12 protein-coding genes are annotated in these 11,207 nt (G+C 74.0%); 2 read left to right on the top strand and 10 right to left on the bottom strand.

What is annotated here, in order from left to right; genetic code table 11:
* Positions 1–4 precede the first annotated feature (4 nt).
* On the bottom strand, positions 5–1,771 hold the full coding sequence (locus tag E9549_RS05185; RefSeq protein ID WP_236825477.1) for a PP2C family protein-serine/threonine phosphatase: 1,767 nt from the start codon (positions 1,769–1,771) through the stop codon (positions 5–7).
* Positions 1,772–1,989: 218 nt separating this feature from the next.
* On the opposite strand from E9549_RS05185, the gene E9549_RS05190 reads away from it, so the two are divergent.
* Complete coding sequence (locus E9549_RS05190; RefSeq protein WP_236825478.1) at positions 1,990–2,439, top strand: ATP-binding protein; 450 nt, start codon at positions 1,990–1,992, stop codon at positions 2,437–2,439.
* A 181-nt stretch (positions 2,440–2,620) separates the two neighbouring features.
* Here E9549_RS05190 and E9549_RS05195 read toward each other — a convergent pair whose 3' ends face one another.
* From E9549_RS05195 to E9549_RS05220, 6 genes are read right to left on the bottom strand one after another with little or no spacing between them, the layout of a single operon-like run.
* A complete protein-coding gene (locus tag E9549_RS05195) occupies positions 2,621–3,115 on the bottom strand; it encodes a hypothetical protein (RefSeq protein ID WP_236825479.1) in 495 nt (164 codons plus the stop codon).
* Positions 3,112–3,474 carry a response regulator gene (locus E9549_RS05200; RefSeq protein ID WP_236825480.1) on the bottom strand — a complete coding sequence of 121 codons (363 nt, stop codon included), beginning with the start codon at positions 3,472–3,474 and terminating at the stop codon, positions 3,112–3,114. The genes E9549_RS05195 and E9549_RS05200 overlap by 4 nt, the downstream gene beginning before the upstream one ends.
* A complete protein-coding gene (locus E9549_RS05205) occupies positions 3,475–4,014 on the bottom strand; it encodes a chemotaxis protein CheX (protein WP_236825481.1) in 540 nt (179 codons plus the stop codon).
* Positions 4,011–4,394: a response regulator gene (locus E9549_RS05210; RefSeq protein ID WP_236825482.1), complete on the bottom strand. Its 384-nt coding sequence runs from the start codon at positions 4,392–4,394 to the stop codon at positions 4,011–4,013. The genes E9549_RS05205 and E9549_RS05210 overlap by 4 nt, the downstream gene beginning before the upstream one ends.
* 1 nt (position 4,395) lies before the next feature.
* Complete coding sequence (locus E9549_RS05215; protein ID WP_236825483.1) at positions 4,396–5,220, bottom strand: protein-glutamate O-methyltransferase CheR; 825 nt, start codon at positions 5,218–5,220, stop codon at positions 4,396–4,398.
* Entirely contained in the window at positions 5,217–6,326 is a 1,110-nt protein-coding gene (locus tag E9549_RS05220) for a chemotaxis response regulator protein-glutamate methylesterase (RefSeq protein ID WP_236825484.1), read from the bottom strand. Before E9549_RS05220 ends, E9549_RS05215 begins: the two co-directional genes overlap by 4 nt.
* A 345-nt stretch (positions 6,327–6,671) precedes the next feature.
* On the opposite strand from E9549_RS05220, the gene E9549_RS05225 reads away from it, so the two are divergent.
* Entirely contained in the window at positions 6,672–6,824 is a 153-nt protein-coding gene (locus E9549_RS05225) for a hypothetical protein (protein WP_236825485.1), read from the top strand.
* A 47-nt stretch (positions 6,825–6,871) separates the two neighbouring features.
* On the opposite strand, the gene E9549_RS05230 is transcribed toward E9549_RS05225, so the two are convergent.
* From E9549_RS05230 to E9549_RS05240, 3 genes are all read right to left on the bottom strand, one after another.
* The gene (locus tag E9549_RS05230) at positions 6,872–7,774 is read right to left on the bottom strand and encodes a hypothetical protein (RefSeq protein WP_236825486.1); all 903 of its coding nucleotides are present in this window, start codon (positions 7,772–7,774) and stop codon (positions 6,872–6,874) included.
* Between the two features lie 256 nt (positions 7,775–8,030).
* Entirely contained in the window at positions 8,031–8,483 is a 453-nt protein-coding gene (locus tag E9549_RS05235) for a chemotaxis protein CheW (protein WP_236825487.1), read from the bottom strand.
* A 1-nt stretch (position 8,484) separates the two neighbouring features.
* Entirely contained in the window at positions 8,485–10,935 is a 2,451-nt protein-coding gene (locus E9549_RS05240) for a chemotaxis protein CheW (protein ID WP_236825488.1), read from the bottom strand.
* Between the last annotated feature and the right edge of the window lie 272 nt (positions 10,936–11,207).

Raw genomic sequence — 11,207 nt, forward strand, 5'->3', positions numbered from 1 at the left:
CGGCTCACGCCGGGTGGGGGACCGCCGGCGGGAGCACCTCGGGCCCGGCCTCGACGGGCCGGGGGCGGTCGACCGCGTGCGCCCGCACCGCCAGGACGGCGACGTCGTCCTCGACGCCCTCGCCGAGCATCTCCTCGAGCAGCCGGTCGCAGAGCTCGTCCAGGGAGAGATCGGCCGACCCGGTCAGCACGGCCCGCAGCCGCTCCCGGCCGTCGTCCAGGAGCTCACCGCGCCGCTCGAAGAGGCCGTCGGTGAACAGGACGAGCGTGCTGCCGTCGGGCAGGAGCGCGACGCCGTCGGAGAGCTGCCCGACCCAGCCCGAGCCCAGCGGCGGCCCGACCGGGACGGCCAGGTCGCGCACCGTGCCGTCGGCCAGCAGGAGCAGCGGGTCGGGGTGGCCGGCCGCGGCCCAGTGCAGGCGGCGCACCCCCGCGGCCCGCTCGGCCTCGCCCTGCTCGATGCGGCAGACCAGCGCGGTGGCCATCGCCGGCACCGCCAGCCCCACCAGGGCGTTGTCCACCCGGTGCAGCAGCCCGGCCGGCTCCTCCAGCCGGTCGAAGGCGATCGCCCGCACCAGCGTCTTGATCTGGCCCATCGCCGCGGCCGCCGCGATGTCGTGGCCCATCACGTCGCCGATGACCAGCACCGTGTCACCGTCGGGCTGCAGGAAGGCGTCGTACCAGTCGCCGCCGATGGAGATGCCGTGCGTCGCCGGTCGGTAGCGGACCGCGAGCTCGAGGTGGTCCGGCTGCACCGGCGGGGAGAGCAGGCTCAGCTGCAGCCGTTCGGCCACCTGGTGGTTGAGGGTGGCCAGGCGCGCGTTGTCCAGTGCCAGGGCCGCCCGCCGGGAGGCGATCTCGGCCGTCCGCAGCTCCGCCGGCGTGTGCGGCCCCCGGTCGGCGCCGTTGACGAGGGTGAAGGCGCCGAACACCTCACCCCGGGCGACCAGCGGGAAGGTGGCCACCGCGGAGGGGGCCAGCGGTGCGAGCGCCGCGCGGCTCGCGTCGTCCCGGATCATCGTCTCGAAGTCGTGCTCGGTGAGCCGCTCGATGACGACCGGCTGGGCCCGGCGCAGGGCCACCGGCACCGGGGCGCTCGTGTCGTTGGAGGCCACCCGCGCGTCGGCGTAGCGGTGCATCGCCTCCGCCATCGCAGGGTCGCGGTGGGCCCGGCCGACGTCCCGCCGGGTGCCGTCGGGGTCGACGACGCTGACCAGGCACCAGTCGGCCAGCTCCGGCACGACCCGTGCGGCGAACCGGCCGACCGCCTCGTCCGCGTCGAGCGTGGAGGTCATCTCCTGGCTGATCTCGCCGAGGAGCATGAGGAACCGGCCGGACTCCTCCGCCACCCGAGCGGCCCGCGCCGCTTCCGCGGCGGCCACCTCGCGGGCGCGGACGGCGGCGGCGCGCTCCTCCTCGGCGCGGCGTGCCAGGGTGATGTCGTCGTAGGTGACGACCAGGCCGGCGTCGGTCAGGAAGGCGTCGGCCCGGAACCAGGTGCCCAGCGGCTCGTACCAGGCCTCGACGCTGCCGGACCGGCCCGAGTCGCGGACCGAGCGGTAGAGGCGATCGAACGGACCGCCGACGGCCTCGGGGAACTCCACCCAGATGTCCCGCCCGAGGAGCTCGGGGACGGTGCGGGCCAGCACCCGCGCCCCCGCCGGGTTGATGTACCGGAAGCGCCAGTCCCCGGACAGGACGAACATCGGGCGCTCCATGCCCTCGACCGCCTGCAGCAGCAACCCGCTCAGCTCCGGGGCGGTGCCGTCCACCCTCATCCGTGCCGTGCCCCGTCCCGCCGCGCGGTCGGCAGCCTGACTGGAGAGCCTGACCGTTCCGCGGGCGGATGGCAATGCCGCAACCCCGCTTCCCTCCTCCCGAGGGGCGAGTGATGCCGCGCACACTCCGGGATCAGCGCGGCGCAGGGGGTTGACACCGACGGGGTCTGGGAACCCACGGAACGGTCGACGACCCGAGACGAGGGGGGAGCATGGGGCGACTCGCGTGGCCGGTCCGACCGCTGCCGGACGGGCGCGGCGAGGTGTGGCGCTGGCGGCTCGGGTCCCTCGCGGAGCTCCCGCGGGCCCGGGCGGCGCTGCGGTCGCTGATGCACGACGTCGAGGAGGCGCCCGCCGACGAGGTCTCCGGCGAGCAGCTGGTGCTGGCGTTCGACGAGCTCGCCTCCAACGCCCTGCGGCACGGGGAGCAGCCCGTGGTCGCCACCGTCATCGCCGGCAGCGGCGGCTGGCTGCTGGACGTGAGCGACCAGGCCCCGCAGGCCATGCCGGCCCCCACGGTCGACCGCGATCCGGCGAAGGGTGGCATGGGGTTGCAGCTGGTGGCCCGGCTGTCGGTGGCCCACGGCTGGTACGTCGACGACGACCGCAAGCACGTCTGGGCCTGCCTGCCCACCGCCTGCGAGGAGCGCGCGTCCGCCTAGCCGCGGTTCCACGTGCAACACGAGACCCCCGCCGCCCCGAGGAGCGACGGGGGTCTCGTGGTCCGCGGTGGGCACGGTCGTCCCGAGTGGGCCCCGGAGGGGTCCGCGCAGGGACGACGCAGCAGCTCAGCGAGCGCCGGGGACGGCACCTGGCCGCGGTGCGGTCCGGAGGACCGCGATGTCATGGCACGACGAAGCTGAGCGCTCCCTTGCCGTAGGTGGGCACCTCGATGGCGAGGTCCACCCGGTTGAACGCCGCCAGCATCCCGGCGAGGTCGCCGGGGAGCTCCTCCCCCGGGGCGTAGAGCCTGTGCAGCTTGGAGTGCGGGGCGCCCGGGGTGTTGAACAGCGCGGAGAGCACGTTCACCACCTCGTGCAGCGCCTCGAGCTGCATGGCGGTCAGCTCGCCGTCCTCCTCGACGGCGTCCTGGCACCCGCCCGGGGGCAGGAGGGCCAGCGCGCCGCCGGTGTAGGCCGCCGCGCCGAGGTCCAGCAGGCACAGGGCGTTGACGGCCATCTGCGGGTCGACGTAGACGGCGACCGCCACCGGCTTCTCCGGCGTGGGGGTGACCGGCGCGCCGGGCGAGACGTTGACCGCCTTGCCGACCAGACCGGTCAGCATGTCCCGGACGTCCTTGGCGGCGGGCAGCTGCACACCCGTGGTGGGGGCGGTCACGCGATCACCCCGTCCAGGTGCTCCTTGAAGGTGTCCTCGGTGAAGGGCTTGGCGATGAGGAAGAGGGCGCCGGCGTTCGCCGCCCTCTCCCGCATCTCCGCGGAGCCCTCGGAGGTGACGAAGCCGAACGGGACGGCCGAGCCGGAGGCGCGCAGCGCCTGCAGGCACTCGATGCCGGTCATGTTCGGCATGTTCCAGTCCGACAGCACCAGGTCGGGCTGCTCGGAGGAGACCTTGGCCAGCGCGTCGGCGCCGTCCTCGGCCTCCACGATGTCGTGGTCGTCGTAGCCGGCCTGGCGCAGCGTGCGGATGACGATCTGCCGCATGACGCGGCTGTCGTCGGCGATCAGGATCTTCACTCAGGACACCTCGTTCTCGCGGGTAGGGGTGGAGCCGGGCAGGGGCGGGAGGGCCCCCTGCACCGAGATGGCGACGGGCTCGCCGCGCCAGAGCAGGTCCAGCCGGCACACGTCGGCCGGGTTGCGGACCAGCGGTGCGTTGCCCACCTGGGGCAGGCTGAGCGCCGAGGGGCCCGGCAGCGCGGCCTTCACGTTGCCGCCGACGACGTTGGCGATCTCGCCGAAGGCGTCGGCGACGTCCTCGTCGTCCAGCACCGCCGGGGCGGTGTCCCGCAGCAGGGCGCGGGAGAGCTCCTCGGCCGTGCTGCGGGCGGTGGTCAGGACGACGCTGCCGGTCCAGGGGCCGACGACGTCGACCCAGCTGGACACGATGTCGACCGGCAGCTCGCCCGGCAGCGGGACCAGGACCTCGTCCTCGCCGATGAGGGCGACCCACGCCTCGGCGGCGATCGCCTCGACGGTCGCCGGGTCGATCAGGTCGGTGATGACCGGGCGCACGTCACTGGCGCGACGCCGCGCGCCGGTGTCCGTCGTCGTCACAGGGAGACCTCCTGCGGGAGCAGGCCGAGGAGCGCGAGCTTGTCGCGGATCGCGTCGGCGGTGAACGGCTTGATCACGTACTCGTGCGCGCCGGCGGCCAGCGCCCGGACGATCTGGGTGTGCTCGCTCTCCGAGGTGACCATCATCATGGTCATCGAGCGCCACGCCGGGTTCGCGCGGACGGCCGAGACGAACTGCAGCCCGTCCATCACCGGCATGTTCCAGTCGATGGTGGCCAGGTCGGGGAGCCAGCCCTCGCCCAGCACGTCGAGCGCGGCCCGGCCGTGCTCGGCGTCCCGCACCTCGTAGCCGAAGCCGGCGAGGATGCCGGTGACGATCCGGCGCATGGCGCGGGAGTCGTCGATCACCAGTGCACGCATGTCATGCCCCCTTCAGCGGGCGGTAGGCGGAGCTGCGGCCGACGACGACCCGCTCCCAGGAGTCGTCGACGCCGAGGGTGGTCTCGGCGGCGCCGAGGAACAGCCACCCGTCGGGCCGCATCAGGTCCCGCACACGGCGGAGGATCGACTGCTTGGTCGGCAGGTCGAAGTAGATGAGCACGTTGCGCAGGTAGACGACGTCGAACGGGCCCATCCGCGGCAGCGGCGCCGCGAGGTTGCACTCGCTGGCGTTCACCATGCGGCGCAGGTCGGGCGACACCTCCCACTCGTTGCCCGCGCGGGTGAAGTGCCGGACCAGCATCGGCGCCGGCAGGCCCCGGTTGACCTCGAGCTGGCTGAACCGGCCGGCGCGGGTGCGCTGCACCATCTCGCGGGAGAGGTCGGTCGCGGTGATGGACACCCGGGAGGTGGCGTTGGGCAGGGCGTCGTCCAGGAGCATCGCGATCGTGTACGGCTCCTGCCCGCTGGAGCAGGCCGCCGACCAGATCTGCAGCCGCTCGCTGGGCCCGCGGGCGGCGAGCAGCGACGGCAGCACCGTCGAGGTCAGCGCGGTGAACGGGTCGCCGTCGCGGAACCACGATGTCTCGTTGGTGGTGAGCGCCTCGACGATCCGCCGCGTGCTGTCGGCGTCCGGGCGGACGCGCACGTTCTCGACGAGCTTGGTGACGTCGGTCAGCCCCATCTGCCGGGCGATCGGCAGGAGGCGGGCCTCCACCAGGTACTCCTTGCCCGGCTGGAGCACGATGGCGCTCTCCTTGCGGACGAGGTCACGGACCCAGTCGAAACTGGTCGCGGTCAGACTCATCGACGACCTCCCACGGCCATGGCTGGTGCGGTGTTCAAGGGTGCGGCGCGCGTGAGGTGGCGCTGGATCGCCTCGGCGATCCGGTCGAGCGGCAGCACCTCGTCGGCGTAGCCGGCCTGGGCGACGGCCCCGGGCATGCCCCAGACGACGGAGGTCGCCTGGTCCTGCACGACGACGGTGCCGCCGGCGTTGCGGATCTCCCCGCAGCCGTTCCGCCCGTCGGCGCCCATGCCGGTCAGCACGACCCCGAGGACGGCGCCGTCGTACGCGGCGACCGCGGAGCGGAAGAGCGGATCGACGGCGGGGCGGCAGAAGTTCTCGGGCGGGTTCTGGTTCAGCGCCGTGGTGAACCCGGCGCGGCCGTCGGCGCGGACGACCAGGTGGTGGTCACCGGGGGCCAGGTGCACGGTGCCGGGTGCCAGCGGGGTGCCGTCGACCGCCTCGACGACGCGCAGCGGCGAGAGCCGGTCGAGCCGCTGGGCGAACTGGCGGGTGAAGACGGGGGGCATGTGCTGGGCCAGCAGCACCGGGACCGGGAGGGTCGCCGGCAGGGCGGGCAGCACCCGCGCGAGCGCCTCCGGCCCCCCGGTGGAGGAGCCGATGACGAGCACGGCCGGCTTCTTCCCCGGGCCGGTGCGGGGCGCCGCCGGCCGCGGCGGCGGGGCCACCGGGGCGGCCGGGCGCACGGGGGTGACCGGGCGCCCGGTGAGCGCCTTGATCTTCGGGATCAGCTGCTCGCGCACGCTCTCCATGGACTGCGCCACGCTGCCGACGTTGGCCGGCTTGGTCACGTAGTCGTTCGCCCCCGCCGACAGCGCGTCGAGGGTCGCGGTGGCGCCGCGCTCGGTGAGCGTGCTGAACATGATGATCGGCACCCGGTCGCGCGTCCTGCGGATCGCCCGGACCGCCTCGATGCCGTTCATCTCCGGCATCTCGATGTCCATCGTGACCAGGTCGGGCCGCAGCTGGGGCAGCTTGCCGAGGGCCACCTTGCCGTTGACGGCCGTGCCGACGACGTCGATCCCCGGGTCCGCGGAGAGCACGTCGGTGACGATCTTGCGGACGACGACCGAGTCGTCGACCACCATCACCCGGATCGGGTTCACACGTCCTCCTGGCCCCTGCCCGCGCCGATCGGCGGGCATGTTGTCTGTATCGGCATCTCCGCGTCCGGCTTGAGCCCTTCCGCGGTGCGGACCCCGCGTTCCCGGAATGTTCGGGAGATCGGCGACGGAATTCCGCGGCGCGGCGCCGGAAAAGCCACACCGACGCCGCCCCGAGAACCTCGACACGCATTCCTGGGGAATGGTCGGAGCGGGTCCCGGGTGCGGCTCGCCGCGTGCCCTGGGCGCCCCAGCGGCGCCGCGGGGTCGTGGCCGAGGCGTGCTGGTGCTGCTCGGCATCTTCGGCGGCGGACCGGCCGTCTGAAGCCGACACGCACCATGCGTGGCGTGATCTTCTCGCCACCGGTGCAGATCGACGGTGGCCGGAGCGACGACCACCCGGACCATTGTCGACAAAGCGCCGACAATGGATCACCGGCCGTCGCGGAAAATGATCACCGGCCGTCGCCGGAAATGATCACCGGCCGGGTCGGGCGATGATCAGACGCCGAACCGGGAAGGCGTGGCGCGGAGGGGCCGCGGGCCGGTCAGGAGAGGGCGGCGACGCGCCGACCCGGCGCACGGAGCACCGCGGCGTTCTCGCCGCCGAGCAGGTCGTCGAGCACGATCGCCTGGACGCAGCCGGCCACGGCGTTCCACACGCCGGCGGCGCCGTCGTGCAGGTCGAAGCCGCCGTCGAGGAAGGCCTGGACGGCCAGCAGCTGCGCCGCGGCCAGCGCCCGGGTGCGCCCGGAGACGTGCGCACCCCAGGAGGCCTCGTGCATGGCGGTGGCCCAGGGACGGTGCGCGGCGCGGCCCTCGTCGACGGCCAGGCGCCAGCGCGACCGGCCGGCGTCGTCCAGGTCGCGGACGGCGGCGAGGAAACCGGTCAGCTCCTCGGCGTCCGCCAGCCCCCAGCCGGTGGGTCCGGCCAGCGGGCCGGCGTCCAGGGCGCGGTCGAAGGCCGCGGTCAGCTCACGGCGCACCAGCGGCGGCAGCACGCCGGCGGCCCAGAAGCCGACGGCGGCGTCGGCCAGCACGTCGGCGGCCTGCTCCCACGTGCCGGGGTCGACCCGGTCGGCCAGCGGGTGCTCGTGGCCCAGGACGTCCTCGCGCAGCAACCGCTCCAGCGTCGGGGCGTCGCCGATGGTGCCGAGCTCCAGCTGGCGCACCAGGAGGGCGGTGCGGTCACCGGCGCCCTCGGCGGCGTCGGCCGCGGTGCGCACGTGGGGTACGGCGGCGGCCATCTCCCGCGCCCGTCGGTTCCGGACGGCCCGCACCCCGCGCTGCTCGCGGTCCAGCCCGCGGGCGGGGTGGGCACCGGCGAGGCGGGCGAGCGCCGGCTCGTCGGCCCCCAGGCCGGCGAGCAGCACCTCGGCGACCTGCCGGCCGGCGGGCAGGCGGACCAGGTCGAAGCCGAGGGTGGCGGCACTCACCAGCGAGTAGGGCACGGTGCGCCTCCAGGGCTCCGGGGAACGGGACGGACCCATGCTGGCTGCCCGGACGGGGCGGCACCATGCACCCGTCACCCCATCGCAGGAGCGCAGGCACCCCTACAGCGCGTGTCACCCCGTGTGCGGTCAGCAATCGCTCACATTGAGTCACCATCCGCTACCCGGCGGTGGGACCCCGGCCGTTCCGGTTGCCCGGAACGCACGAGCGGCGGGGAGGTGGTCCTCCCCGCCGCTCGCCGTCACGACCCGATCGCTACGCGCTGACGGCCTTCTGGACGTCCAGGGCCAGCAGCAGCTTCCCGTCGAGCTTGTAGGCGCCGCGGATGAGATCGCGGGCCTGACCCTCCAGGGTGTCCGGCGGCGCCTCGAAGTCGCTCGCGTCGACGTCGACCACGTCGGCGATGGAGTCGACCAGCATGCTCACGGCCTCACCGTGCAGCCGGACGACGATGACGACCGGGTCGGTGCCCTCGGGGCGGGCCGGCCGGCCGAGCCGCTCGCGGAGCTCGATGGCGGTGACCACCTGCCCGCGGAGGTTGATCAGGCCGGCGACGGCGGTCGGGGCGAGCGGCACGCGGGTGAGCTGCTGGCTGCGCAGCACCTCCTGCACGTGCTCGACCTCGATGCCGTACAGGTCGCCGTCCAGCCGGAAGGTGGCCAGCTGGCCGCTGGTCGCGGGGGCGAGCATGCGGGTCGGAGCGGTCACGTCAGACCTCCAGCAGGGAGTCGGGGACGCCGGCCGGCGTCGAGGAGGAAGGGGCCGAGTAGAAGGCCGGGTCGGCGGCGAGGATCGCGGCCCGGACGTCGAGCAGCTCGGTCACCTTGTCGCCGAGGACGGCGGAGCCGAGCAGGCCCATGTCGTCGATGTCGCTGCGCACCGCGGCCTCGCCGTCGACGATGTCGAGGATCTCCTCGACGACGATCGCGACGCTGCGGCCGTGGTCGGAGTAGACGATGACCTCCAGCACCTCGCGGTCGGTCTCGCCGTAGGCGCCCAGGTGCCGGTCGAGGCGCACCATCGGCAGGATCGCGCCGCGGTACTGCACGACCTCCCGGTTGCCGACCTTCTCGACCGCCTCGCTGCGCACCTGCTCCAGGCGGGTGACGGTGTCCAGCGGGATGGCGACCCGGCGACCACCGCCGATGGCGGCCAGGAGCATGCGCTGCCGGTCGGTCTCGGCCGACACGGTCTGCAGCGAGCCGGCGCGCGCCTCCTGGCGGTCGGTCGTCTCGGTCCGCAGCGCGCGGCGGGCGAGCGCCTGCACGTCGAGGATCAGCGCGACGGTGCCGTCACCGAGGACGGTGGCCCCCGAGTAGAGGCCGATCGCCTTGAGCTGTCCGCCGACCGCCTTGACGACGATCTCCTCGGTGTTGATGACCCGGTCGACCACGAGGCCGAAGCGCCGGCCCTCCGAGCGCAGGACGGCGATGACGACGTGGCCGTCGTGGCGCTCGGAGGTGAGGCCGAGGACGTCGGTGAGCCGGACCAGCGGGAGCAGCTCGCCGCGGAGGCGGTAGACCTGCGCGCCGCCGACCTCCTCGACGGCGTTCGCCGCCTTCTCGGCGTCGAGGCTGACCAGCTCCTGCAGGCTGATCTGCGGGATCGCGTACCGGTCGGAGGCGCACTCGACGGTCAGCGCGGGGACGATCGCCAGGGTCAGCGGGATGCGCAGGCGGCAGACGGTGCCCACGCCCGGGTCGGACTCGACCTCGATGGTGCCGCCGATCGACTCGATGTTGGTCTTGACGACGTCCATCCCGACGCCCCGGCCGGAGACGTTGGTGACCGCCGCGGCGGTGGAGAAGCCGGGCAGGAAGATCAGCTGCAGGACGTCCGCCGGGCTCATCCGGTTCAGCGCCTCCTGCGTGAGCAGGCCGCGCTGCACGGCCTTGGCGCCGAGCTTCGCCGGGTCGATGCCGGCGCCGTCGTCGGCGACCTCGACCACCACCTGCCCGCTCTCGTGGCGGGCGCGCAGGGTCAGGACGCCCTCGGCGGGCTTGCCGGCCTTCTTCCGCGCCTCGGGGGCCTCGATGCCGTGGTCGACGGAGTTGCGGACCAGGTGGGTCAGCGGGTCCTTGACCGCCTCGAGCAGCGTCTTGTCGAGCTCGGTGTCGCGCCCCTCCATCTCCAGCCGGATCGACTTCTTGAGCTGGAGGCCGAGGTCGCGGACGACGCGGGGCAGCTTGGACCAGATGTGGTCGATCGGCTGCATGCGCGTCTTCATGACGCCCTCCTGCAGCTCGCTGGCGATGAGGTTCAGCCGCTGGGAGGCGCGGATCAGGTCGGTGTCGGTCTGGCGGGCGACGTTCTGCACGATCTGGTTGCGGGTGAGCACCAGCTCACCGACCAGGAGCATCAGCTCGTCGAGCAGGTCGACGTCGACGCGGATCGTGCTGTCGGCGACGGCGCGGCGGGCCTGGCCGCCGGCGGCATCGGCGGCGGGGGCGCCCTCCCCCTCGGGGTGGTCGGCGACGGCGGGCTCGGGCACCGGGTGCTCCTCGGCGACGGGGGCCGGCGCGACCGGCTCCTCGGGCAGGTCGGCCCGCAGGTCCTCCTGCGGGGTCTCGGGCAGTTCCTCGACGGCGGGAGCGGGGACGGCCGCGGCGCGCGGGGCACGCTTGGCGGGGGCCCGCTTCGCCGGGGCCTTCTTGGCCGGGGCCTTCTTCGCCGCGGCCTTCTTCGCCGCGGCCTCCTGGGCCGCGGGTGCCTCGGCCGCGGGGGGCTCGACCACGGGGGGCTCGGCCACGGTCGCCTCGGTGGCGGAAGCCGGTCCGTCCTCCATCGCGGCGCTGATCCCGGCGACGACGGCCGAGACGTCGACCGAGCCCTCACCCCCGGAGGCCTCGATCGAGGCGAGCAGCGAGCGGACCGTGTCGACCATCTGCAGCAGCACGCTGGTGCGCTGAGGGGTCAGGGCGAGCTCGCCGTCCCGCAGGCGGGACAGCATGTTCTCGCCGACGTGGGTGACCTCCTCCAGGCGGTTGAACGCCAGGAAGCCGCTCGTGCCCTTGATCGTGTGGATGGTCCGGAAGATGCTGGACAACCGCTCCCGGGAGTCCGGCTCCTGCTCGAGCGCGACCAGGTCGGTGTCGAGCTGGTCGAGGTTCTCGTGGCTCTCCACGAGGAACTCCTCGACGATGTCGTCCAGACCGTCCACTGCTGCCTTCTCTCTTGTCGCGACGGGGCACGGGTGGCCCCGCTGGGGTGTTCGGCGGTGGTCGCCGGGGGTCAAGGTGAATCCGCGCGGACGCCCGCCGGCCGTGTTATCGGCAGTGCGGCGCCCGCAACCGACCCCCGTCGGGGTGGCGCCGGGCCGGCGCGGTGGCCGGCCCGGCGGTCCGCTCAGTAGGTGAACTGCCCGACGGTGGTGCGCAGGTCGGCGGCCATCCGGGACAGCTCGTCGACCGCCGTGCGGGTCTGGGTCAGCGC

This window comes from Blastococcus sp. MG754426 (assembly GCF_021699055.1).
Lineage (GTDB): Bacteria > Actinomycetota > Actinomycetes > Mycobacteriales > Geodermatophilaceae > Blastococcus.

Coding starts and splice junctions, on each gene's coding strand:
- E9549_RS05210 (WP_236825482.1), bottom strand. CDS start 4,394: ATGCGTGCACTGGTGATCGACGACTCCCGCGCCATGCGCCGGATCGTC.
- E9549_RS05190 (WP_236825478.1), top strand. CDS start 1,990: ATGGGGCGACTCGCGTGGCCGGTCCGACCGCTGCCGGACGGGCGCGGC.
- E9549_RS05215 (WP_236825483.1), bottom strand. CDS start 5,220: ATGAGTCTGACCGCGACCAGTTTCGACTGGGTCCGTGACCTCGTCCGC.